Origin of the sequence: Aeromonas sp. ASNIH5, from assembly GCF_002902865.1 — a bacterium.
Lineage (GTDB): Bacteria > Pseudomonadota > Gammaproteobacteria > Enterobacterales > Aeromonadaceae > Aeromonas > Aeromonas caviae.
In genome coordinates, this window is sequence record NZ_CP026122.1 from 658,735 (window position 1) to 683,556 (window position 24,822).

The 24,822-nt window shown below is 59.5% G+C and carries 22 protein-coding genes; 5 read left to right on the forward strand and 17 right to left on the reverse strand.

All coding sequences use genetic code 11. The features are described from left to right. Positions 1-9 precede the first annotated feature (9 nt). The 9 genes from fabF to C2U30_RS02975 all read right to left on the reverse strand — a co-directional run bounded on the left by fabF (position 10) and on the right by C2U30_RS02975 (position 6,881). Positions 10-1,251, reverse strand: a complete 1,242-nt coding sequence (gene fabF, locus C2U30_RS02935) for a beta-ketoacyl-ACP synthase II (RefSeq protein WP_039041168.1) — start codon at positions 1,249-1,251, stop codon at positions 10-12. An 81-nt stretch (positions 1,252-1,332) separates the two neighbouring features. Continuing rightward, on the reverse strand, positions 1,333-1,569 hold the full coding sequence (acpP, locus tag C2U30_RS02940; protein WP_005300909.1) for an acyl carrier protein: 237 nt from the start codon (positions 1,567-1,569) through the stop codon (positions 1,333-1,335). A 157-nt stretch (positions 1,570-1,726) separates the two neighbouring features. Then, a complete protein-coding gene (fabG, locus tag C2U30_RS02945) occupies positions 1,727-2,461 on the reverse strand; it encodes a 3-oxoacyl-ACP reductase FabG (protein WP_039041169.1) in 735 nt (244 codons plus the stop codon). Positions 2,462-2,474: 13 nt separating this feature from the next. Then, positions 2,475-3,410, reverse strand: coding sequence for an ACP S-malonyltransferase (gene fabD, locus C2U30_RS02950; protein ID WP_042017641.1), 936 nt, complete (start codon positions 3,408-3,410; stop codon positions 2,475-2,477). Positions 3,411-3,476: 66 nt separating this feature from the next. Further along, positions 3,477-4,436, reverse strand: a complete 960-nt coding sequence (locus tag C2U30_RS02955; RefSeq protein WP_010674740.1) for a beta-ketoacyl-ACP synthase III — start codon at positions 4,434-4,436, stop codon at positions 3,477-3,479. 6 nt (positions 4,437-4,442) lie between these two features. After that, positions 4,443-5,462: a phosphate acyltransferase PlsX gene (plsX, locus tag C2U30_RS02960; protein WP_041215168.1), complete on the reverse strand. Its 1,020-nt coding sequence runs from the start codon at positions 5,460-5,462 to the stop codon at positions 4,443-4,445. 9 nt (positions 5,463-5,471) lie between these two features. Continuing rightward, complete coding sequence (rpmF, locus tag C2U30_RS02965) at positions 5,472-5,639, reverse strand: 50S ribosomal protein L32 (RefSeq protein ID WP_005300935.1); 168 nt, start codon at positions 5,637-5,639, stop codon at positions 5,472-5,474. Positions 5,640-5,659: 20 nt separating this feature from the next. Beyond that, positions 5,660-6,181 (reverse strand): 23S rRNA accumulation protein YceD, encoded by a 522-nt coding sequence (gene yceD / locus C2U30_RS02970; protein WP_029314532.1) that lies wholly within the window; start codon positions 6,179-6,181, stop codon positions 5,660-5,662. 196 nt (positions 6,182-6,377) lie between these two features. Continuing rightward, positions 6,378-6,881, reverse strand: coding sequence for a hypothetical protein (locus C2U30_RS02975; protein ID WP_103244633.1), 504 nt, complete (start codon positions 6,879-6,881; stop codon positions 6,378-6,380). Positions 6,882-7,190: 309 nt separating this feature from the next. On the opposite strand from C2U30_RS02975, the gene C2U30_RS02980 reads away from it, so the two are divergent. Beyond that, the gene (locus tag C2U30_RS02980) at positions 7,191-7,772 is read left to right on the forward strand and encodes a Maf family protein (RefSeq protein ID WP_103243125.1); all 582 of its coding nucleotides are present in this window, start codon (positions 7,191-7,193) and stop codon (positions 7,770-7,772) included. Positions 7,773-7,824: 52 nt separating this feature from the next. Here C2U30_RS02980 and rluC read toward each other — a convergent pair whose 3' ends face one another. Continuing rightward, on the reverse strand, positions 7,825-8,769 hold the full coding sequence (gene rluC / locus C2U30_RS02985; protein WP_201901065.1) for a 23S rRNA pseudouridine(955/2504/2580) synthase RluC: 945 nt from the start codon (positions 8,767-8,769) through the stop codon (positions 7,825-7,827). Positions 8,770-9,183: 414 nt separating this feature from the next. On the opposite strand from rluC, the gene rne reads away from it, so the two are divergent. Then, positions 9,184-12,330 carry a ribonuclease E gene (gene rne / locus C2U30_RS02990; protein WP_103243126.1) on the forward strand — a complete coding sequence of 1,049 codons (3,147 nt, stop codon included), beginning with the start codon at positions 9,184-9,186 and terminating at the stop codon, positions 12,328-12,330. Between the two features lie 650 nt (positions 12,331-12,980). Here the strand turns inward: rne and C2U30_RS02995 are convergent. From C2U30_RS02995 to apbC, 4 genes are all read right to left on the reverse strand, one after another. After that, on the reverse strand, positions 12,981-14,453 hold the full coding sequence (locus tag C2U30_RS02995; protein WP_045524860.1) for an inorganic phosphate transporter: 1,473 nt from the start codon (positions 14,451-14,453) through the stop codon (positions 12,981-12,983). Positions 14,454-14,774: 321 nt separating this feature from the next. Continuing rightward, a complete protein-coding gene (gene dcd / locus C2U30_RS03000) occupies positions 14,775-15,356 on the reverse strand; it encodes a dCTP deaminase (protein ID WP_045524859.1) in 582 nt (193 codons plus the stop codon). Positions 15,357-15,419: 63 nt separating this feature from the next. Next, positions 15,420-16,064: a uridine kinase gene (gene udk / locus C2U30_RS03005; RefSeq protein WP_010674731.1), complete on the reverse strand. Its 645-nt coding sequence runs from the start codon at positions 16,062-16,064 to the stop codon at positions 15,420-15,422. Positions 16,065-16,172: 108 nt separating this feature from the next. Beyond that, positions 16,173-17,255 carry an iron-sulfur cluster carrier protein ApbC gene (gene apbC / locus C2U30_RS03010; protein ID WP_103243127.1) on the reverse strand — a complete coding sequence of 361 codons (1,083 nt, stop codon included), beginning with the start codon at positions 17,253-17,255 and terminating at the stop codon, positions 16,173-16,175. 185 nt (positions 17,256-17,440) lie between these two features. Between apbC and metG the strand changes: the two genes are divergently transcribed. Then, the gene (gene metG, locus C2U30_RS03015) at positions 17,441-19,474 is read left to right on the forward strand and encodes a methionine--tRNA ligase (RefSeq protein ID WP_103243128.1); all 2,034 of its coding nucleotides are present in this window, start codon (positions 17,441-17,443) and stop codon (positions 19,472-19,474) included. Between the two features lie 71 nt (positions 19,475-19,545). Here metG and C2U30_RS03020 read toward each other — a convergent pair whose 3' ends face one another. Then, positions 19,546-20,280, reverse strand: coding sequence for a CHAD domain-containing protein (locus C2U30_RS03020; RefSeq protein ID WP_103243129.1), 735 nt, complete (start codon positions 20,278-20,280; stop codon positions 19,546-19,548). Between the two features lie 12 nt (positions 20,281-20,292). Next, the gene (locus C2U30_RS03025) at positions 20,293-20,565 is read right to left on the reverse strand and encodes an acylphosphatase (RefSeq protein ID WP_010674727.1); all 273 of its coding nucleotides are present in this window, start codon (positions 20,563-20,565) and stop codon (positions 20,293-20,295) included. An 85-nt stretch (positions 20,566-20,650) separates the two neighbouring features. On the opposite strand from C2U30_RS03025, the gene C2U30_RS03030 reads away from it, so the two are divergent. Beyond that, entirely contained in the window at positions 20,651-22,081 is a 1,431-nt protein-coding gene (locus C2U30_RS03030; RefSeq protein WP_103243130.1) for a methyl-accepting chemotaxis protein, read from the forward strand. Positions 22,082-22,265: 184 nt separating this feature from the next. Further along, a complete protein-coding gene (locus C2U30_RS03035) occupies positions 22,266-23,459 on the forward strand; it encodes a class I SAM-dependent methyltransferase (RefSeq protein ID WP_039039155.1) in 1,194 nt (397 codons plus the stop codon). Positions 23,460-23,926: 467 nt separating this feature from the next. Here C2U30_RS03035 and C2U30_RS03040 read toward each other — a convergent pair whose 3' ends face one another. Next, positions 23,927-24,571 carry a glutathione S-transferase family protein gene (locus C2U30_RS03040; protein ID WP_103243131.1) on the reverse strand — a complete coding sequence of 215 codons (645 nt, stop codon included), beginning with the start codon at positions 24,569-24,571 and terminating at the stop codon, positions 23,927-23,929. Positions 24,572-24,822 lie beyond the last annotated feature (251 nt).

Sequence of the window (24,822 nt, forward strand, 5' to 3'; positions counted from 1 at the left end):
CAGAGCGAATTATACGCGTTTGAAGATCAGGGAGCCATTGGTGCCGCCAAAACCGAAGGAATTGGAGAGGGCATATTCGAAGCTGCCGGCCTTGGCAACGTGCGGCACCAGATCCAGGTCGCACTCATCATCCGGGTTGTCCAGGTTGATGGTGGGAGGCACCATCTGGTCACGCAGAGAGAGCACGGTGATGATCGCCTCGATGGCGCCAGCCGCACCCAACAGGTGGCCTGTCATGGACTTGGTGGAGCTGACCATCAGGGCGCTGGCATGTTCACCAAACACCTTCTTCATGCCGCGCAGTTCTGCCACATCCCCAAGGGGGGTGGAGGTACCGTGGGCATTGATGTAACCGATCTGCTCGGGTGCGATGCCAGCATCCTTGATGGCGTTCTTCATGGCGCGTGCGCCACCATCGCCGTCCGAGGGAGGGGCCGTCATATGATAGGCATCCCCGCTCATGCCAAAGCCGACCAGCTCGGCATAGATCTTGGCGCCACGGGCCTTGGCATGTTCATACTCTTCCAGCACCAGTACGCCGGCACCGTCGCCCAGCACGAAACCGTCGCGATCCTTGTCCCAGGGGCGGCTCGCCTTCTGCGGTTCGTCATTGCGGGTGGAGAGCGCCTTGGCAGCGGCAAAGCCACCCATGCCCATGGGGGTGGAGGCTTTCTCGGCACCACCGGCGACCATCACGTCCGCATCGCCATAGGCGATCATCCGGCCAGCCATGCCGATGGCATGGGTACCCGTGGTACAGGCGGTAGTCACGGCGATGTTCGGGCCCTGCATGCCTTTCATGATGGAAAGATGACCGGACACCATATTGATGATGGTGGACGGAACGAAGAAAGGGCTCAGCTTGCGGGGGCCGCCATTGATGAGGCTGCTGTGGTTCTGCTCAATCAGACCCAGACCACCGATACCGGAGCCGATGGCAACGCCTACCCGCTCCGCGTTCTCTTCGTTGATGATCAGGCCGGAATCTTCCAGGGCCTGAACACCCGCCGCCACGCCATACTGGATGAAGAGATCCATCTTGCGGGCTTCTTTGCGGTTGATGCCGAACTCTTCGGGGTCGAAATCCTTGACCAGGCCTGCGAAACGGGTTGCGAACTCGCTTGCATCAAAGTGGTCGATGAGGGAAATGCCGCTCTGCCCGTTGAGCAGGGCTTGCCAGCTGGATTCGGCAGTGTTGCCTACCGGGGAAAGCATCCCCAAGCCGGTCACCACGACTCTGCGTTTTGACACTGAGGTAGTCTCCGAGAGGTGTTTTGAAAGGGGTAAACATAAAAGAAGCGGCCCTTGGGCCGCTTCTTTCAGAACAGGAACTTATTCCTGATTAGCGGTGATGTAGTCGATAGCCGCTTGAACAGTGGTGATCTTCTCGGCTTCTTCATCAGGAATTTCGGTATCGAATTCTTCTTCCAGCGCCATTACCAGTTCAACGGTATCCAAAGAGTCAGCGCCCAGGTCGTCGACGAAGGAGGCAGCGTTCTTCACGTCTTCTTCTTTAACACCCAGTTGTTCGATGATGATTTTCTTTACGCGTTCTTCGATGTTGCTCATGACCTGAATTTTCCTTTAAAAATACGCTATTGCGTCTGGTTGGGGTAGTGTATTCAATTGACGTGAGTTTGCAAGTGACTTGCCGCTGGTCAAACCACGAAATTCGCCAAACTTCGGCGTATTATCGCAAATTTGAACAGAACTCACGACAAATTGATTACACCATGTACATCCCGCCATTAACATGCAGGGTTTCGCCGGTAATATAGGCGGCATCATCCGATGCCAAGAATACCACAGCGGCAGCAATTTCTTTCGGATCGCCCAAACGGGCGGCAGGCACCTGATTCATGATGCCGGCGCGCTGCTCTTCATTGAGCGCCTTGGTCATGTCGGTCTCGATGAAACCGGGAGCAACCGCATTCACCGTGATGCCACGGGATGCCACTTCACGGGCCAGCGACTTGGTAAAGCCAACCAGACCCGCCTTGGCAGCAGCATAGTTGACCTGACCGGCGTTGCCCATGGTGCCGACCACGGAACCGATGCTGATGATGCGACCGTTGCGCTTCTTCATCATGGCACGCAATACCGGCTTGCTCAGACGGTACAGGGAGGTGAGATTGGTGTCGATGATCTCGTTCCACTCGTCATCCTTCATCCGCATCAGCAGGTTGTCGCGGGTGATGCCGGCGTTGTTGATCAGGATGTCGATGTCGCCAAAACGCGCCTTGATGGCGGCGAAGACGGTTTCGATGGATTCCTGACTGGTCACGTTCAGTGCCATGCCGCAGCCTTGCTCACCCAGGTAAGCACTGATCGCTTCGGCACCGCTCTCGCTGGTCGCGGTACCCACGACTTTGGCGCCACGAGCAGCAAACGTCTCCGCAATCGCACGACCAATGCCACGGCTGGCGCCAGTGACCAACACAACCTTATCGGTAAAACTCATGACTTGCTCCTGTTTACTTGATCTGGGCCAGCGCCTGCTCGAACGAGGCGGCGTCGTTGGCGTGAATACCTTCCACTCGCGCATCGATACGCTTGGCCAGGCCGGTCAACACCTTGCCCGGGCCCATCTCGATTTCGAGGGTAACACCATCGTTTGCCATGCGCTCTACCGTTTCAGTCCAGCGAACCGGGCTGAACAGCTGACGCACCAGGGCTTGCTTGATGGCGGCAGGATCCTGCTCACAAGAGACGTCGACATTATTGATGACGGCGATGGCAGGAACCTTGATCTCGATCCCATCCAGGGCGGCGGCCAGCTTTTCTGCGGCCGGTTTCATCAGGGCGCAGTGGGAGGGCACGGAGACCGGCAGCGGCAGAGCACGCTTGGCACCTGACTCTTTCATCAGCACGTTGGCACGCTCGACCGCCTCTTTGTGGCCGGCGATGACCACCTGGCCCGGAGAGTTGAAGTTGACCGGAGAGACCACCTGCCCCTGGGCCGCTTTCTCACAGTTGGCAGCGATGCTTTCGTTGTCCAGACCGATGATGGCAGCCATGGCGCCAGTGCCTTCCGGTACGGCTTCCTGCATGGCAAGACCACGCAGCTCGACCAGTTTGACGGCATCGGCAAACGCCAGCGCGCCGCTGCACACCAGGGCGGAGTATTCCCCCAGGCTGTGGCCGGCCATCACGGCGGGGGTTGCCCCCCCCTGTTGCTGCCACAGGCGCCACAGCGCGACGGAGGCGGTCAACAGTGCAGGCTGGGTACGCCAGGTCTTGTTGAGATCCTCAGCCGGGCCTGCCATCACCAGGGCAAACAGGTCATAACCCAGCACCTGGCTCGCCTCGGCGAAGGTCTCTTTAATCACAGCGTGTTGCTCGGCCAGCTCGGCCAGCATGCCGACGCTCTGGGAGCCTTGTCCCGGGAAGGCAATGGCAAATCGGGTCATCATTGATTCCTTTAAGGTAAGACGAATTCGGTAAGCGGGCGCCCGAGGACCGGGCACCGCTCGGTATCAGAGGCGAACCAGCGCAGAGCCCCAGGCAAAACCGCCGCCGAAGGCTTCCAGCAGGACCAGCTGGCCGGGTTTGATGCGACCATCACGCACCCCTTCATCAAAGGCGATGGGCACGGAGGCCGCGGAGGTATTGCCATGACGATCCAGGGTCAGGATCACCTTGTCGAGCCCCATGCCGAGTTTCTTCGCGGTGGCATTGATGATGCGGAAGTTGGCTTGATGGGGCACCAGCCAGTCCAGCTCGCTCGGCTCGACGTTGGCCGCAGCCAGGGTTTCGGTCACGATCTCGCTAAGGCGTGTCACCGCCACCTTGAAGACATCGTTGCCCTTCATGTACATGTAGGCTTCGAGCTCGGCACCCGGCATGCCGCGACGGGGCTGCGGCAGTTTGAGCAGCTCGCCATAACGGCCATCGGCATGCAGATGGGTGGAGAGGATGCCAGGAGTGTCGCTGGCACCGATGACCACGGCCCCTGCCCCATCCCCGAACAGGATGATGGTGCCGCGATCCTCGGGATCGCACATGCGTGACAGCACGTCCGCACCGACAACCAGCACGTGGCGAGCAGCGCCGGATTTGACGAACTGATCGGCGATGGCGAGAGCATATGTAAAGCCGGCACAGGCGGCGGCTACGTCAAACGCCGGGATCCCCGGTACGTCAAGCAGCCCCTGCAGTTCACAGGCAGCAGCTGGGAAGGCATTCTCTGCGCTGGTGGTGGCCAGCACTATCATGTCCAGATCGGCGGCAGTCAGACCTGCCGCATCAAGCGCACGCAAGGCCGCCTGATGAGAAAGGGTCGCGACGGTTTCGTCGGCTCCGGCGATACGGCGTTCACGGATCCCGGTGCGTTCCACGATCCATTCGTCACTGGTTTCAACCATCTGTTCAAGATCGGCGTTGGTACGAACCGAACTCGGCAGATAACTGCCAGTACCCAGAATTTTGCTATGCATAGAGTTTTATAAATCCCTGTCGGAAAAGACAGATTCAAGGCGATCTGCAATTTGCAATGGAAGTTGATGTCTGGCTTCTTGTGCGGCCAGCAGAATCGCATGACACAGAGCGCGGCGCTCGGCCCGCCCATGGCTTTTTACCACAATGCCGCGCAATCCTAACAGACTCGCGCCATTATACTGGTCGGGGTTCAGGTAAGAGAAACGCCGTTTGAACATAAATCCGGCGAGTCGACCAAGAAAACTGCGTTTTTTGCGCGGATATCCGGCCAGTTCGGCCATCATCCGCACCACCCCCTCCGCGGTCTTGAGCGCCACGTTGCCCACGAAACCGTCGCAGACGATCACGTCACACTCGCCGCTGAAGATCCTGTCCCCCTCAATGAAACCGACAAAATTCAGGGCAGAGCATTGGCGCAGCAACTCGGCGCTGTGGCGCACCAGGTCGTTGCCCTTGATCTCCTCCTCCCCCACGTTGAGCAGTGCCACTCTGGGTGAAGGTATCCCCTCGACCTTCTCTGCGACCACGGCGCCCATCACGGCAAATTGCAGCAGGGTGTCGGCATCGCAGCTCACGTTCGCACCCAGATCCAGCATCACGGTCCGTTTTCCACCCAATGTGGGCAGCGCCTTGATGAGGGCTGGCCGGTCAACACCGGGCAAGGATTTGAGCACGCACTTGGCCATGGCCATCAAGGCACCGGTGTTGCCTGCACTGACACAGGCATCGGCAGCGCCGCTCTTGACCAGATCCAGGGTCACGCGCATGGAGGAGTCTTTCAGGGTACGCAGCGCCACGATAGGCTTTTCGCCCATGCCCACGACCTGGGAGGCATGCACGAGACGAACGCGAGGGTGGTTGAGCAAGCCATGTTGCTGCAGAAGAGGGGCGGTCTGGTGTTGATCACCGACCAGAACAAGTTTTAGCTGGGGTAGAAGAGACAGTGCCTGCACGGCGGCAGGCACTGTTTCCGAGGGGCCGATATCTCCCCCCATTATGTCTAGCGCGACAGTTTGCGTAGACAAAGGCAATCCTTAAGCGATTACCTTTTTACCGCGGTAGAAACCATCGGCAGTCACGTGGTGACGACGATGAATTTCGCCACTGGTCTGATCAACAGTCAGGGCAGCGGTGGTCAGCGCATCGTGGGAACGACGCATGCCACGTTTGGCGCGGGTTTTACGGTTCTGCTGTACGGCCATGGTAGGCTAACTCCTAAAATTCACTTACGTTTGAGCGCTTCAAGAACTGCAAAGGGATTCGGCCGCTCATCAGCAGGTTCGATTTCACCCCAGGTCATCTCCATGTTTCCTCTGGGACACACATCCACCGGATGCATGGCTACTTGAGGCAACGAGAGGATGAGTTCATCCTCCAGGATTTGATGAAGATCTATCTCGCCGTTTTCGTCCAACTCAATGGGCTCATAAGCTTCCGGCAGTTCTTCCTCGTTTGTTCTTTCGAACAGCGGAGTGTAAATAAAACTAGCTTCACAAAGGTGTTCAAACGTCTCACCACAACGCTGGCAAACCAGGTCGACCTTGGCATGGGCAGTGCCTTTCATAACGGTCAACTTCTGGACATCTTTGCCAAAGTGCAGTGTGACATCCACATCACTTCGCAAGCCTTCGGTTGATTCCTCCAGCCTGGGCATCTGCGACTTTTCCACTATCCCGACATAATCGAGTAGCTTCAAGGCATTACGGACTGGATCAACCTTAACGGGCAACTTCACCTTTTGCATAGGGCGCGAATATTATAGGTCCAACAAGGGATAGTCAAAGGAAAAAGTCCTTACCGCCGATGATTTTACCTTCACAGGCCCCTGCAAGAGGAACTTGTGCTCATCGGTGGCCGATTATGCCATATCGTGCAGGATCTGGCACAGGATCCTGTTCCCCTCCCCTGTCTGTCCACCGGATGTGCTCCTTGGTGTCTCATCAGGTGGCAGAACAGCGCGGGTCGCTCCCCAGCAGGCCTGGTGTCGCAGCCACTCTGGGCTCGGCTTCCATCAGTCGGCGTATGGATTTGAAACTGCCCACGGCAGCCTTGATGGCAATGGGATTGACCAGCCAGCCCGGCAAGTTGTTGCCCGGGTTGGTATAGGTTTCGAGCCGAACGAGTGTGCTGCCATCCCGTTGGGGTAGCGCCTCCCACCGTCCAGCGCTTTCCTGGATCCGGAACAGCCCTGCATGCAATGGCAGGGCATTCGGCTCTGCCCACACCTCGAGAGTCAGGCCGCAATCGATGCGTCGACTCAAATGGGAGCGGGTGATGAGCTCCCTGTCTTGCACCGGCCAGGGAGACGCCAGGCGGGTATAGACCAGATCATCGTCGGGACCAGATCTGGCCAGCACCCTGACTTCACGGCTCTGGGGCAACCACTCTTCATGGCGCGCCGTGTTGCGCAGCACCGTGATCAGCGCGCCAGGATCGGCATTCACGCGCATCTCCAGACGTAAGGCCTGAAAAGATGTCGGAGGATGTGGCTGGGTCCAAAGCATCACCCCCTCATCCCCCTGACGAAGTTGCCATGTCCCTGCCCAGCTGGCGAAGGAGATCAGTGCCATGACCAAGGCCGCATATCGTGTCATCACGCTCAATTCCGATCTCTTGTGTTTGTGCTGTGGTTCCATCAGCATGCATGCTTCCCGCTAATTAGGCGAGTCCCGCTGTAGACATCTCCTGTTTGCGTGGCCCCATCTGCACAGATAGAATCAACCAATTGATTTATAAATGGATATCATCAAAACATGCAGCCTTCCTTGATCCTCGCGTCCACCTCGTCCTACCGCAAAACCTTGCTGGAAAAACTCGGTCAGCCATTTCACTGTGCTGCGCCTCAAGTCGATGAGACAGCGCGACACGGGGAGACCGCAGAAGCCCTGGTCAGCAGATTGGCATTTGCCAAGGCGAATGCCGTTGCTGCTGACCGTGATCAAGGATTGATCATCGGTTCAGATCAGGTGTGCGTCTGTGACGGGCAGATCCTCGGCAAGCCCGGCACGGTGGAGAAGGCGGTCGAGCAGTTGCTGCGGGCACAAGGCAAGCGCGTCATCTTTTACACCGGGCTCTGTGTGATCAATGCTGCGAATGGCCATGCCGAGCAGCTCGTCGAGCCTTTCACCGTGCATTTTCGTTCGCTCGATGAAGCCGCCATCCGTCGCTATGTGGAGGCCGAACGTCCTCTGGATTGTGCCGGCAGCTTCAAGTGCGAGGGAATGGGCATCGTCTTGTTCAAGGCGCTGGAGGGGCGCGATCCCAACACCCTTGTCGGTCTTCCCCTGATAGGCTTGGTTGATCTCCTGGGTCGCCACGGCCTGGCTCTGCCATAACAAGAACTCTGCCATGAAAAACGGGAGCCTTGGCTCCCGTTTTTCATGGTTGTCAGCGTGGCAGCTTGGCGAGGAACGCCTCAAGCTCCGGTGACAATGGCGCTTCCACCTGCATCTCTCGATCATCCACCGGATGAGTAAAGGTGAGCTTCCAGGCGTGCAGGAACAGACGCTTTAGCCCCTGCCCCCGCATTTTTTCATCAAACCCGGTCTCACCATATTTGTCATCGCAGGCGATGGGATGGCCGGCGTGCTGGGTGTGGACACGGATCTGGTGAGTGCGGCCCGTGATGGGGCTGCACTCGACCAGGGTGGCTTCGGCAAACTGACGGGCAATCCGGAACCGGGTCTCGGAGGGCTTGCCATCGCTGCTGACCCGCACCACCCGCTCGCCGGATTGCAGATCATTTTTGCGAAGTGGCGCATTGACCACCTTGACGTGGGGTTGCCACTGGCCACGTACCAGCGCCAGATACTGCTTGCGCATGGTCTTGACCCGCAACTGCTCGTGCAGGCTGCGCAGGGCACTGCGCTTCTTGGCAACCAGCAGCACGCCGGAGGTGTCGCGATCCAGCCGGTGCACCAGTTCGAGGAAACGGGCTTCGGGGCGCAGGGCACGCAGCCCTTCGATGACGCCAAAGCTGAGGCCGCTGCCGCCGTGCACTGCCATGCCGGACGGCTTGTTGAGCACTATCATGGCATCGTCTTCAAACAGGATCTGGCTCTCCAGACGCTGGATGCTGCCGAGGTTGGCAGAAGGCAACTCATTCTTCTCGGCCACACGCACGGGGGGCACCCGCACCTCGTCACCGGCACAAAGCTTGTATTCCGGTTTGATGCGCTTCTTGTTGACCCGCACCTCCCCTTTTCGAAGGATGCGATAAATCAGGCTCTTGGGGACGCCCTTTAACTGAGTCTTGAGAAAATTGTCGATGCGCTGCCCGTCATGCTCAGCTTCGATGGTGAGCAGCTGCACTTGTTGATGTATCTGTGTCATGGCGCGGATTTTAACACCGCTGACAGCCCTTGGCTCCATGCTTTGTTAAAAAATGGCGTCTTGCTATAAAAGTGGTTTAAATGGGATAATAAACAAGGTTTTGTCATTGTGTTCAAGCCTTGTACTAAGTGGCCAAAATGTATGCCACCCAATCCCGAAACACCGTGTATACAAGAACATGACGGTTCCCGGGTGCGAGGTACAACGCATGGAGAACACAAACAGAGCCGACGTAAATTGTCTCCACATCGGTATCCTTAATTCACGCCCTCTCGAGAAGGCTGAACCAGAGTGCCCTTAGTTTGCGCCTCATGCATACCCCAACCGGGAGGTTGCCCCAGCATGCTGAAGACCCGAGGCCGGCGCCGGCAGGACCCAGTGGAGGAATCAAAATGACAAAATAATGAGAACTCAATGAAAAGAATGCTAATCAACGCGACTCAGGAAGAGGAGTTGCGCGTAGCGCTGGTTGACGGACAACAGCTCTACGATTTGGATATTGAAAGTCCGGGACACGAGCAGAAAAAAGCGAACATTTACAAGGGCAAAATCACCCGAGTAGAACCCAGTCTCGAAGCTGCTTTTGTTGACTATGGCGCCGAACGCCACGGTTTCCTGCCGTTAAAGGAAATCGCCCGCAATTACTTCCCCTCCGGTTACTCCTATCAGGGTCGTCCCAACATCAAAGAAGTGGTCCGCGAAGGCCAGGAAGTCATTGTCCAGATCGACAAGGAAGAGCGTGGTACCAAGGGTGCAGCCCTCACCACCTTCATCAGTCTGGCTGGCAGCTACCTGGTGCTGATGCCGAACAACCCTCGTGCCGGCGGCATCTCCCGTCGCATCGAGGGTGACGAGCGGACCGAGCTGAAGGAAGCCCTGAGCGGACTGACCGTGCCGGACGGCATGGGCCTCATCGTGCGCACCGCCGGTGTGGGCAAGTCCCCGGAAGAGCTGGAGTGGGATCTGAACGTTCTGCTCAATCACTGGGACTCCATCCACAAGGCGTCACAACAACGTTCCGCTCCGGTGCTCATTCACCAGGAGAGCAACGTCATCGTGCGCGCCATCCGTGATTATCTGCGTCGCGATGTGGGCGAGATCCTGATCGACAACCCGGTCATCTTCGAGCGCGCCAAGTCGCATATCGAGCTGGTCCGTCCCGATTTTCTCAATCGCGTGAAGCTGTACAAGGGCGATGTCGCCCTGTTCAACCACTTCCAGATCGAGAGCCAGATCGAATCGGCCTTCCAGCGCGAAGTGCGCCTGCCCTCCGGCGGCAGCATCGTCATCGATCCGACCGAAGCACTGACCTCCATCGATATCAACTCCTCCCGCGCCACCAAGGGCGGCGATATCGAAGAGACCGCCCTGCAGACCAACCTGGAAGCAGCAGACGAGATTGCCCGTCAATTGCGTCTGCGTGACCTGGGTGGCCTGATTGTCATCGACTTCATCGACATGACCCCGGTTCGCCATCAGCGCGAAGTGGAAAACCGTCTGCGTGAAGCGGTGCATCAGGATCGTGCCCGTATCCAGCTGGGCCGTATCTCCCGTTTCGGTCTGCTGGAGATGTCTCGCCAGCGTCTGCGTCCCTCCCTCAACGAGTCCAGCAGCCATATCTGCCCCCGTTGCCAGGGTCAGGGGGTCATCCGTGACAACGAATCCCTCGCCCTGTCCATCCTTCGTCTCATCGAAGAAGAGGCCATGAAGGACAACACCGAGCAGGTTCATGCCCAGGTGCCGGTCGATGTGGCCGCCTATCTGCTCAACGAGAAGCGTACCTCCATCGCCAATCTGGAACAGCGCAATGATGTGCGTGTCTACATCATTCCGAACCAGCATCTGGAAACCCCGCACTACGAAGTGACCCGCATCCGTCAGAACGAGATCCCGGAAGCGGCCAGCTACGAGCTCAAAACCGAGATTGCCAAGCCGGTCTATCAGCCGCGCCAGGCTCAGGTAGTCGAGCGCGAACAGCCGCTGCTGCAAGGGTTTGCCCCGGCTCCCCAGCCGGTTGCGCCCGCCGCCCCGGCTCCTGTTGCGACTCCCGCTCCGGTTGCAGAACAAGTCGGCTTCTTTGGCAAGCTGGCCAAGGCCTTCTCCGGCCTGTTCGGTACCTCCTCCGATGCGACTCCGGCCGAAGTGAAGGCGCCTGCCGACAAACCGGCCGCCCAGCGCGAAGCTCGCAAGGATGACGGGCACCGTCACCAGCGCGATGAATCCCGCAGCCGTGGTCAACGTGGCCGTCGCGATGACAACCGCGGCAGTCGCAATGCCGAGGCCGGCGAGAAGCGTGAAGGCGCAGCCAGCCGCGAGAGCAGTGATCGCAGTCGTCGCCCGCGCAAAGAGCGTGAGCCTCGTCAAGAGCGGGAACCGCGCCAGGAACGGGAACCCCGTGGCGAAGTGCGCACCGAACAGCGCATGGAGCGTGAGCCTCGCGAACCCCGCCAGGAGCGCGAACCTCGTGCCCCGCGTCCGGCTCGTGAACCTCGCGCCCCCCGCGAACCCCGTGCCGAGGTGATCGTCGAGGCGGTTGATACCGTTGATACTGCGGTCGCCAGCGCTGAACCGCGTCAGGAGAAAGAGCAGAAAGTGGCTGAGCGCCGCGAACGTCGCCAACTGCGCAAGCAGATCCGTGTCGATGTCGCCGCAACCGACACCCCTGCCCTGCCGACTGACGAACACGTCGTCACCGATGTCGCCGACGTGCAAGCCGCTGCTGAGCAGCAAGAAGAGCAAGGCGAAGGTCAGCGTCGTTCCCGCCGTACCCCGCGCAATCAGCGTATCGAAGGGCAACGTCGCAAGCGTATCAACGAAGAGGCTCGTGGCCAGCGTGAAGACGAAGCACAAGGCGAAGTGCAGCTGACTACCGCGGCCCAGGCCGATGCGGCTCAGGTGAAGGTGGAAGAACCGGCTGTGCCTGTCATCACCATTCCGAGCGCAGAAGCGGTTGCTGCCGCCCTGCAGGCCTCCGCCGCACTGACCGAACACGTGGTGGCTGAAGCCGTTGCTGAGGAAGCGGCAGAGCAAGCACTGGCAGCCCAGGCAGTGGACGCGCCCTCCACTGACGAAGTTGAACAGGCTGCGCAAGCAGACGCTGAACCCGTCGCCGAAGTGGCAGTTGTCGAACCCGAGATGGTCGAACCTATCGTCGACACCGCCTCTCATGACGAACCTGTCGCCGTGATCGACGCTGTCGAGCAGACCCAGCAAGTGGAGGCCATCCCAGAAGAGGTTGCACCGGTTGCTGAAGCGGCACCTGTCGTGATCGCTGAGGAGACTGCCACCGCCGAGGCGGAGGTCGTCGAGATGCCGGCTGCCGTGGTGCAAACCGAGCCAGCAACCAGCCCCGAAGTGAAGGTCAGCAAGGGTGCCGGTGTATTGGCCCGTGCCCGCAAGGCTTATGCCCCCATGGCAACGCCGGCTGCAGCTCCTGCCCCGACACCCCGTGAACCCGTGGAGTACGCTCCCCTGGTACGCAGTGAAGTCGTGACCTCCGGTCGCCACGGTGGCAGCACCGCTGCCAGCAACGTGGCAACCAGCCCGGCCGGTCGCCCCTGAGCAGACTCGTTAGTCTGAATAAAGAGCCACACATCGTGTGGCTCTTTTTTTGTCTCTTTATTGGGGCTGACATCGCCTTGCTCTCCCTCCCTGCCCGTTCGATATCCGCCGCTTTCCCGATGTTCAGCGGCCACACACACCCAGTCCAAGCAAGACGTGAATAACACACCAGACAGAGGATTCATCTCTGTCAAAGCATCACGACATGCTCAGGTTTGTCGATAAGGTCCGTGCATTGACAGCATATGATGCCATTGGCAAACAGTCTGGCAGCGTTCCCCCTTTGGTTCACTGTCGGTGTGTTCAGTGGTGGCTGAGACAGCCCAGGTTGAACGCGAATGCCAGACATAGGGCAACCTGTGGCACTCTTCACTCTCATCATTTCTGGTGAGGATCATAGACCAGTTGGACGCCCTCCCTTCAGCTTCACGTGCAAGCGTCAGCTCGTAACAAGGATGCTGCCCTCACTGTGTACAACAGGGTGATTCAGGGATGTAGAGAAACAAACGAGGCGATAGATATTGCTGTTTAACTTCTTGTCTGATGGCATACAACTATCACTCATTGAACTATTGCCGTATGACGTGATATTCACCAGGCAACAAAAAAGGGCCCGAAGGCCCTTGTTTTATTTCCAATGACTGTCGTGATTATCCGCCAAAGAGATGGTTGTTCAGCAGGAACAGACCGCCGGAGAGCAGCATGGTGAGCGGCAACGTCAGCACCCAGGCCAGCAGAATGGTCTTGATGGTCTGGCTCTGCAGGCCGGACTTGTTGGCCACCATGGTCCCCGCCACCGCGGAGGAGAGAATGTGGGTGGTGGACACCGGCATCCCGGTCAGACTCGCAATCCCGATGGACGCGGCGGCCGTGATCTGGGCTGCAATGCCCTGGCTGTAGGTCATGCCGGTGGAACCGATCTTCTCCCCTACCGTGTAGACGATACGACGCCAGCCCACCATGGTGCCGCAACCGAGCGCCAGGGCGATGGACACGATGACCCAGGTCGGCGCATATTCGGCCGTGGCGGTCAGATCCTTGCGCCATTTGGCGAGATCGGTCAGCTCCTTGGCCGGCAGCGGCAATTTGGAGACCTTGCGGGCAGTGTCGTCGATGCACAGCAGCAGACGACGCACCTCGCGGCGATCCACCAGGTTCATCTCCTCGTAGGTGCGCACCTGGCCCAGACGCTTGTCGAGGGTCGCCATGGCCTGCAGGGCCTCCCCTGCCGCACAGTGGCTCATCAGCTCTTCCTGGGCTTTGGCAGGGACACTGAAGTTCACCAGATGGGAGACCTGATCCTGGTTACGCTGGTAGATCTCCATGATGCGCTGGTTGGCATCCTGGGTTCTGTCCAGATCATAGGAGCGGCTGTTCATGTCCAGCGCAAAATAGGCAGGCGCCATGCAGATCAGCACCAGCATCACCAGACCGATGCCTTTCTGGCCATCGTTGGAACCGTGTACGAAGCTCACCCCCATGGCGGAGCAAATCAGAGTGACACGGGCCCAGAACGGTGGATGCTTCTTGCCGTCCACCAGCAGGCGCTCTTCCGGGGTCTTGTGGATCTTGCTGCCAAGCCATACGCGCTTCATGGCGAACAGCAGCAAGGCGGCAATGATGAAGCCCACGGTGGGAGAAATGATGAGAGAGAGCATGATGTCGATGGCTTTGCCGACGTTGATACCCTCTTTCAGGGGTTGATGGCTGATCAGGGCATAGGCGCCGCCTACCCCCAGGATGGAACCGATCAGGGTGTGGGAGCTGGATGCCGGAATGCCGAAGTACCAGGTTCCCAGGTTCCAGACGATGGCCGAGAACAGCAGGGAGAACACCATGATCAGACCCTGGGTGGAGTCCATGCCAAGCAGCAGATCGATGGGCAGCAGATGAACGATGGCGTAGGCCACCCCCAATCCACCCAGCATGACACCGGCGAAATTGAACAGACCGGAAGCCACCACCGCCATATGAGCCGGCATCGCCTTGGTATAGATAACCGTTGCTACCGCGTTGGCGGTATCGTGAAAGCCGTTGATGAATTCATAGGCCAGCACAAAAAAAACGGCCAATACCAAACCGATTGACCACCACAAACCCAAACCACTAAACATTTCAAACATAAAAACGAACCTGTTTATGAGTTGCGGCGGATTATGCCAGAAGGCTCGATGCGCCATACCCGTTGTTGAAATATTTCAGCAAAAAAAAAAAAGGGCATTCCGTCAGAAAATGTCTTAGGGCCTGTAGGAACGGGGCTTGTCGAGGATTAATTTAAGTCCATTCCATTGCTGTGGATAGGCGCCAATCAAAGCCTGAGCATGGCTCAATGTCCCGAAAAAGGCCGCTTTTCAACCCGCTCGGCACGCCCGTTTCCTTTTGTCAGATAAAAAAAGAGGGTGCCTTGGCACCCTCCTCGATAGACAAGCCGCACGGTGCGGGAATCAATCCTGGTTGATCCGGCTGGCCACAGCCCCTTGCTGACTCTTGTATTTGGCATTTTCCCGTTTGTTGTACGGGCGAGCCGCGGTACCTGACAGCATCTCGAAGTTCAGGGCACCGATCTTCATCTTGGGACGCAGGGCCAGAGGCAACTTGCCGCCGTTGTAAAACTCCAGCACGATGCGACCGGACCAGCCCGGATCGATGCGGTGGGCGGTGACGTGCACCATAAGGCCAAGGCGAGCCAGGGAGGAGCGACCATCCAGCCAGCCGACGATATCGGCGGGCAAGGTAACCGATTCATAGGTCACCGCCAGCGCCAGCTGACCCGGGTGCAGATAGAAGGCTTCACCGTCCGGCACGTGGATCTCCTCGCTCATCACCCGCTCGATGGCATCGGCCATCTCGATACTGGTACCGCCAAGGTCGATATAAGGCGCGGTATGATCGCGAAACACCCGAAACTCGTTGCCCAGCAGCACATCGACGCTGACGCCGCTGATCCGCTCAACACCGGGCCTCGGCTCGATGACGATCTTGCCTTCATCCAGGTGCCGTTCGATATCGGTATCACAAAGACGCATTCTGCGACTCTCCTGACAAAAGATTCATTAAAAAAAGCCGGGCATCACCCGGCTTGTTTTCTCTCAACCAATCAACATATGGCGGATACGCGCCTTGAGCATGTCGATGGCGATGCGGTTCTTGCCGCCACGGGGCACGATCACGTCAGCATACTGCTTGGACGGGTCGATGAACTGCATGAACATGGGACGCACAGTCTTCTGATACTGCTTGAGCACGGAGTCCATGGTACGACCGCGCTCCTGCACATCGCGCACCAGACGACGCAGCAAACAGATGTCGAGCGGGGTATCCATGAAGATGGAGGCGTCCATCAGTTCGCGCAGGCGGCTGTCGGTCAACAGCAGTATCCCTTCGAGGATGATGACACGGCGCGGTGCAAAGGTGGTGACCTCGGTCATGCGCGTGTGCTCGGTATAGGAATACTGGGGGATGTTGACCGCCTCCCCTTGCGTCAGCTGGGTCAGATGCTGCACCAGCAGATCGTGATCCAGGGCATTGGGGTGGTCATAGTTGGTCTTGACCCGCTCTTCCATGGTCAGGTGGGTCTGATCACGGTAGTAGCAATCCTCGGTGATCACACCAATCTGACCCGCTCCCAGCTCGGCCACCAGCTCTTCATAGATGGTTTGGGCGATAAGACTCTTGCCGGACGCGGATGCACCAGCAATACCGATGATCACGCAGGAATGTTGAGTATCAGACATTGAAAATACCTAAAGAGAAGAGCACTGGGGATTGTTTAAACCAATCCATTATATGAAAAAGGGGTGGCCATGCCCACCCCAAATCCGTCCCCCTTGGCCGAACGCCGATTATTCGTCCAGCGCCACCGTGTAGAGCGGGGTCGCAATCGGTTTTGCGCTGAAATAGAGCTCGGCCCCTACCCGGCGAGCCAGTTTCAGGTAAGTCTGTGACAGCTCGCCATCCGGCGCACCGAACACGGTGGGGCAGCCATCATCCATGTGCTGGCGAATGTCGATATGCAGCGGCAACTGACCAAGCAGCGCAACGTGATACTGCTCCGCCATCTTCTGGCCACCGCCGGTACCGAACAACGGCTCGTGATGCCCGCAGGCACTGCAGACGTGGTAACTCATGTTCTCGACGATGCCAAGCACAGGCACATTGACCTTGTTGAACATGGCAATCCCTTTGCGGGCATCTGCCAGCGCCACATCCTGGGGCGTCGTGACGATCACCGCCGCCGTGGTGGGCACCTGCTGGGCCAGCGTCAGCTGGATATCGCCGGTGCCCGGGGGCATGTCCACCACCAGGTAGTCCACCTCGCCCCAGCGGGTCTCGTGAAGGATCTGCCCGAGTGCCTTGCTCGCCATGGGACCGCGCCAGATGGTGGCATCCTGCTCGGCCACCAGATAACCGATGCTGTTGCTCTTGATGCCGCAGGCCATCACCGGCTCCATCAACTTGCCATCAAAGCTGACAGGGCGCTCCTTGAGGGTCCCCGTCATGGTCGGGATGGAGGGGCCATAGATGTCCGCATCCAGCAGGGCCACCCGCGCCCCCTCTTTTTGCAGCGCCAGCGCCAGGTTGACCGCGGTAGTGGACTTGCCCACCCCTCCCTTGCCGGAGGCAACCACCAGGATATTGCGGATCCCCTGCACCGCCGCCAGTTGCTGCGCGCGGGGCATGCTGGCCACGTCTATCTCCCCCGTCCAGTCGATGCGGGTCGCGCCGGTTGCGCTGCGCAGCCGGGCATCGAACTCCTCTTTGATCTGTTCAAACAGGGACTGGCCGGCAAAGGGCAGCACCAGCGTGATGGCCAGGGTCTGTTCGTGCCGCTCGACGGAACGCACAAAACCGGCCGCGACCAGATCCTTGCCCCATCCTGCCGGCTTAAATTCGGCCAGGATCTGTTTTACTGAATCAATCACCATTAACTCCCCATTATGTTGTCGTTATGCTGAGGTGAACGGTTACCGCACATAAATCAGTGGCTTGCCGACGTCATCGTGATGCCGCCAGTCAGGGCACCGGGGGCCACAACCCTAGGCAGGCCGCCCCCAATTCGGGTAACATGCACGGCACTGTATCATCCCAACAGGCACATAAAGAACGTATTATGGCAACTGATCCTCGTAGAATGCTGGTAACCTGCGCCCTCCCCTATGCCAACGGCTCCATCCATCTCGGCCACATGCTGGAACACATCCAGGCCGATATCTGGGTTCGTTATCAGCGAATGCGTGGCCATCAGGTGCATTTCGTCTGTGCCGACGATGCCCACGGTACGCCCATCATGCTCAAGGCTCAGCAGATGGGGATCTCGCCGGAAGAGATGATTGCCGCCGTCTCCCAGGAGCACCAGGGGGATTTTGCCGGTTTCAACATCAGCTTCGACAACTACCACTCCACCCACAGCGACGAGAACCGCGAGCTGGCGGGCGTGATCTATGGCCGTCTCAAAGAGTCCGGCAAAATCAAGATCCGCACCATCTCCCAACTGTTCGATCCGGAAAAATCCATGTTCCTGCCGGATCGCTTCGTCAAGGGCACCTGCCCCAAGTGCAAGTCCCCCGATCAGTACGGTGACAACTGCGACAGTTGCGGCGCGACCTACAGCCCGACCGAGCTGATTGATCCGAAATCCGCCGTCTCCGGTGCGACCCCGGTGATGAAGGACTCCGAGCACTACTTCTTCGACCTGCCCCAGTTCGAAGCCTGGCTCGCCGACTGGGTACGCGGCTCCGGCGCCATCCAGGAAGAGATGGCCAACAAGATGCAAGAGTGGTTCGAAAGCGGCCTGCAGCAGTGGGACATCACCCGTGACGCCCCCTACTTCGGCTTCGAAATTCCCGGTGCCCCCGGCAAGTACTTCTATGTCTGGCTGGACGCCCCCATCGGCTACATGGCGTCGTTCAAGAACCTGTGCAACAAGCGTGGCGACATCGACTTCGACAGCTACTGGAAAGCGGACTCCGACGCCGAGCTCTATCACTTCATCGGCAAGGACATCGCCTACTTCCACTGCCTGTTCTGGCCGGCCATGCTGGAAGGCGCGAGCTTCCGCAAGCCGACCAAGGTCAACGTACACGGCTATGTGACCGTCAACGGCGCCAAGATGTCCAAGTCCAAGGGCACCTTCATCAAGGCGTCCACCTATCTCAAGCACCTGGATCCGGAGTGCCTGCGTTACTACTACGCCGCCAAGCTCAACAGCCGCATCGACGATCTGGACTTGAACCTCGAAGACTTCGTCTCCCGCGTCAACGCCGACGTGGTCAACAAGCTGGTCAACCTGGCCTCTCGCAACGCCGGCTTTATCGCCAAGCGTTTTGACGGCAAGCTGGCCGCCACCTGCGCCGAGCCCGCACTCTACGCCGAGTTTGCCAACGCCAGCGCCAGCATCGCCGAAGCCTATGAAGCGCGCGAATTCAGTCGCGCCATCCGCGAGATCATGGCCCTGGCCGACAAGGCCAACCGCTATGTGGACGACAAGGCTCCCTGGGTCATCGCCAAGCAGGAAGGGGCGGATGCCGAGCTGCAAGCCGTCTGCTCCGTCGGCATCAACCTGTTCCGCGTGCTGATGGCCTACTTGAAGCCCGTCATGCCGCAACTGGCCGAGCGCGCCGAAGCCTTCCTTGGAGAGACCCTGACCTGGGAGGGCATCGCCGCCCCTCTGGTCGACCACAGCGTCGCCCCCTTCAAGGCGCTCTTCTCCCGCATCGAGTCCGCCAAGGTGGATGCCATGGTGGAAGCGTCCAAGGAAGATCTCGCCAAGGAGCAGAGCAAGAAGCCGGCAGGCCCCCTGGTGGACGATCCCATCAGCGAGACCATCACCTACGACGACTTTGCCAAGATTGACCTGCGGGTGGCGCTGATCAAGAAAGCCGAAGCGGTGCCGGAAGCCGAGAAGCTGCTGAAGTTGCAGCTGGATATCGGCGGCGAAACCCGTCAGGTCTTTGCCGGTATCAAGTCCGCCTACAACCCGGAAGATCTGGAAGGCAAGCTGACCGTGATGGTGGCCAACCTGGCCCCGCGCAAGATGCGCTTTGGCATGTCCGAAGGCATGGTGCTGGCGGCAGGTCCGGGCGGCAAGGATCTCTGGATCCTCGAGCCCCAGGAAGGTGCTCAGCCGGGCATGCGCGTGAAGTAATACGCCCCTTCCCAGACAGTCCCAATGAAAAGAGAGGCCAATGGCCTCTCTTTTTTTATCTTGTGGGGTGCTTACTGCCCGCTCTGCAGCAATGCCATGCGAAGGCCGACCAGCTCCGCCTGATGGCAATCCAGTTGCAGTAGTTGGCAGCGGATCTCTGTTTTCAGGGCTCGCCGTTGCTGGCCCCGCCCCGTTTCGCCCCCAAGGCGTCTGAGCCATTGGCGCCTGTCCTGCAATTGCCCAAGCCGCTCCTGCCAGCTCACCAGCATGGACAACCAGGCCGGATCCCCTCCCCCCTGTGCCGTCAGCAGCTCCATCCCGTAGCGCGCCTGTTTCAGCACCAGACGCAGCCGGTGCCAGCGCCGAAGTTTCGCCCTGGTGCCCACAGGAAGGGAGGTGGTCTTCGCCAGTGCATCCGACAGTGACAGCGCCAGATGCAGCCGAAACAGCGGCAAGAGATCGACACCGACGGGTACCTCTTCCAGTCGGGCCAGCCAACGGGCCAGCGGGCCGGTCAACAGGGGGACCCGTGGCAAGCGGTTCTGCCGAAGCGAGCCACCATGATGCTGCGCATAGACCTGGGCATCGCGCAGGGCGGAGAGCGTGCCGACAGCACGGGTCAATCGCCGCTCCAGCTCGGGCTCATGAATGAGGGGTCGCCACAGGGCGAGCAGCGCCAGCAGGCGGCGGGCCGCTATCCGGTAGGCATGCACCTCTTCCATCCCCTTGTGCTGGCGCAGTGCCAGGGTCGCCCCCCGATATTGCCCAACGAGCCGGTTGGCCTGCGCAATCCCGCTCTCCCCCATGAACCCTCCCGGCTAGTTGGTATGAAAACCGGTTCCGGTGGGTGGCAACGCCTGGGTGCACTCCATTCGGGTGACGGTGGCGGTTCGGGGCCCGTGCTCAAGCCAGCCCAGCATCATCTGTACCTTCTGTTCGGGACCGGCAATCAGGATTTCCACCGAGCCATCTTCCAGGTTGTAGGCATGCCCCCGCAGCCCCAGTTGCAGCGCCCGCTCCCGGGTGAAGTAGCGAAACCCCACCCCCTGAACCTGACCCCACACCCGCACGACAAACGATTGCTCTCCCATTTATCACACCTTTCCCTTAAGTAATTTTTCCCCGGGGCGATAATGAGCGCGACACTCTCTTCCCCTTGCAGGACGCAATACCATTATGAAAGAAGTAAAGTTTCGGTGGGTTGACCGTTATCTCATTCACCTCACGATCAGCGAGAAATTTCTCATCACCTTCTGGTGCCCCCTGGTGTTCATCGCCTTCCTCACCTGGTATCTGCTGGCCGATGGCCATGATCAGGCGATGCAGCTCAGAGTGGATCAGCTAAAAGGGCGGGTCGAGACCACGGCCCAGCTGGTGAGCCAGCAGCCGACCCTTACCCTGCCCGCGGATCTCGTACTCACGCCTGGCGCCGCCACCGGCCTTAGCCAGCAGGGGGACATCTATCGCTATGGCGCCAGCGCAGGTCAGGCGGGCGTCGTCTCCGGCACCCTGGATACGAGTCACTACGCCCTCTGGGATGGTCAGGGCACCACGCTCACCATCATCGCGGTGCTGGCCGCCCTGCTGGCCCTCATCACTCACTATCTGATGACCTTCGTCTCGGGGGCCCTCTACTCCACCAACAAGGCATTGCAGACGGTAGCGAACGGCGATCTCACCTTCCGGCTCAATTTCTTCCCGGTGCGCGACGAGTTCTCCATTCTGGCGGGCAGCATCGACACCTTCACCGACCGCCAGCACAAGATAGTGCAACTGGTGGAAGAGTCCGCCGATGCCCTTACCCTGGCCGCAGACGAATTTCGCGAGCATGCCAGCGACGGCGAGCAGCTTGCCCGCGCCCAGCGACAGCACATGGACTCCCTGGCCGCCGCCATGGAGCAGATGTCCGCCGCCATCCGGGAAGTGGCCCGCAACGCCAACGACACCCTGCTGCAAACCCGCCAGTCCAGCGACGAGGCGACTCACGGGGCACAACGGGTGGCACGCACCATCACCGCCATCCGCACCCTGGCAGACGAGATTGGCAATGCATCGGGCGCGGTCGAGCGGCTGACTCACAACGCCAATCGCATCAACGAAGTGGTCAACGTCATCAACGCCATCTCCCAGCAAACCAACCTGCTGGCCCTCAATGCCGCCATCGAGGCCGCCCGGGCTGGTGAACAGGGACGCGGCTTTGCGGTGGTGGCCGACGAGGTGCGCACCCTCGCCAGTCGCACTCAGCAGGCCACGGTGGAGATCCAGCAGATGATCGAGGAGCTCCAGGCCGGTACCGGGGCGCTGAACGACATCATGGAGAAGACGGTGGGGCGCGCGGCCGACAGCCAGCAGCTCATCACCGAGGTGGGCATGGACATCGAGCGGCTCAGCAACCACAGCGATGCGGTGCTGGAGATGAGCACCCAGATCGCCACCTCCAGCGAAGAGCAGAGTTCGGTGGCCGAGGAGATCACCCGCAACCTCGACAAGGTGCGCCACGAGGCGAGCCGGGTGGAGGAGTCCGCCAGCGCGGCGGTCGCCGGCACCACCGGCCTCAAGGGAACCGCCAATGAACTCGGTCAGGCGCTCACCGGCCTGCGGATCTGACCCCCTCCGGCAGGCCATCGTCCAGATGGCCTGCCATGTCTGGGCCAGGCGCTGGGGACGCGCGAAACAGCCCGTCCGACCCTGACCGCGTGAGGATGCACGGATCCCGGTAGACGCGGCTTGCGTGCCTACCCTCACAGCCCCTACTATATGCCCCCTTCTTTTCTACCATCGGCAACTACCCATGAGCGCTTCCATCTATCTCGTCAAAGGCCGCGAAAAATCCCTGCTGCGTCGTCACCCCTGGATCTTCTCCAAGGGCATTGAGCGGGTGCAAGGCAACCCCGTTGACGGCGATACCGTCGAGATCTTCACCCATGACGGCAAATGGCTCGCCCGTGGCGCCTGGTCCGGCAGCTCCCAGATCCGTGCCCGGGTCTGGACCTTCGACAAGGATGAGAGCGTCGATCTCGACTTCTTCATCCGTCGCCTCAAATACGCCCAAGAGTCCCGCGACGGGCTCATCAAGCGTCAGGGCCTCACCGGTTATCGCCTCTGCGCCGCCGAATCCGACGGTCTGCCGGGCCTGACCATCGACCGCTACGCCGACTTCCTGGTGTGCCAGATCCTCTCCGCCGGTGCCGAGTTCCAGCGCGAGCTGATCACGCAAGCCCTGCGTACCCTCTACCCCGAGTGCAGCATCTATGAGCGCTCCGACGTGGCCGTGCGCAAGAAAGAAGGGCTGAAGGAGCGCACCGGCGTCATCCATGGCGAGACCCCGACCGACCCCGTGGTCATCGAGGAGAACGGCGGCGTCAAGATCCTGGTAGATATTCGTAACGGTCACAAGACGGGTTTCTATCTGGATCAGCGGGATAACCGCCTTGCCGCAGCGAAATACACTGAAGGCAAGCGGGTGCTCAACTGCTTCTGCTACACCGGCGGTTTCGGGGTCTATGCCCTCCAGGGCGGTGCCAAGGAGGTAGTCAACGTCGATCTCTCCCAGAATGCGCTGGACATCGCCCGCCAGAACGCCGAACTGAACGGTCTCGATACCAGCAACACCCAGTTCGTGCGTCACGACGTCTTCAAGCTCTTGCGCGAATATCGCGAGAAGGGCGAGAAGTTCGATGTCATCGTGCTGGATCCGCCCAAGTTTGCCGAGAGCAAGGCCCAGCTGCTGGGCGCCTGCCGCGGCTACAAGGACATCAACATGCTGGCGTTCCAACTGCTGGCGCCGGGTGGCGTGCTCTTGACCTACTCCTGCTCCGGCCTGATGGAGCAGAGCCTGTTCCAGAAGATAGTGGCCGATGCGGCCCTCGATGCCGGTCGCGATGCCCAGATCCTGGAGCTCCTCTCCCAGGCATCCGATCACCCCATCGGCACCGCCTATCCGGAAGGCTTCTACCTCAAGGGACTGGTGGTGCGCGCCCGCTAAACCGAGCAGACCAGCGCAGCCCCCTTGTTCCCGGTGCCAGATCCGGGCCAGGCTGGGTTCTGCTAGTCATCAAAAAGCCCGCGATCAAAGCGGGCTTTTTTTATGCGGCCGCCAAAGAGACAACCTCCCCCCGACTTTGCCACCAACAGCGATTGCTGCCCCCATCCCTCCTCTTCGACTGACGACTGCCATCTTCAATCAAAGGTTGCCGCATCGTTAACCCGATTCTCATCTCTCTTTCACTACACAACCCGCCAGCAGAGACATGCCCGGCATTTGCTTTATGCAAAAGCATGAAATATTACGCACAAACACTCAAAAATCATCGGGGAAATATCAGCTATAAGCGCATACCCATTCACTTTAATGAATATTGCTGTTTTCCCCTGCAATGGATCACGCCATGCCCCTGTCCGCCTCGCACATTGCCTGGGGCGACAATACTCGCCCACCACAAGTCATCCCGCTCAATCACGCGCTGGCGCGCCCAGCGGGAAGTAGTGTCGAAATGGCCTCGCCTCCTCCACCACCCGCACGATGGAGGGATGATTGAGCAGACGGGCGCGATAGGCACGCAGACGGCCATAGCCAGCCGGGATCTCGTGAGCCCAGTCGGCGTAGAAGAGCGAGGGTGCGGCGGCGCAATCGGCCAGCGTGAAGTCTGCGCCGGCAATCCAGTGGCGTCCTTCCAGCCGCTGATCGAGCCAGGGGTAGATCTGATTGAGCAGCTCGCGGGCCTCCACTGCGCCATAGCGGTCGCGATCCGCGACCGGGCGCAGCGCATCCAGCACCACTTTTTGCATCGGCGTCATCACATAGTTGTCGAAGACGCGATCCAGCATATGCACCTCCAGACCCGCATCGCCGGGCGGGATCAGGCTGACGGGGCCCGGATGGTGCGCCTGCAGGTGGGCGACGATGGTGCTGCTCTCGAGGATGCAGCGACCATCATCCAGCAACACCGGGAAGCGCTTGAGTGGCCAAAGGGCGGCAAGTTCGGCGCTGGCCGCCGGCTCTTCGAGGTTCCGGTATTCGAACAGGGTGGCATTCTCGTAGAGAGCGATCAGCACTTTCTGGCTGTAGGACGAAAAGGGGTGGGCATAGAGTTTCATGAGGATATTCCTGACGCTCAGAGGGATGACTTCCCTAGTCTAGATCCCCTCTCTATTTTCGATGCGTCCCTATCCCATGCTGGTTTTGGGATGATAAACGCCCATTCATGACGGCAATCACACTCGTATGACTCTCTTTTAGGTAGGGTGATCCCGCCTGTGGCCGCCAAGCCGGGGCAGCCGACTCATCAGGGTTGATGAGCGGCACCACAACAAAAATCGATGTCAGGCCAAGCTGAACATCATCAAGG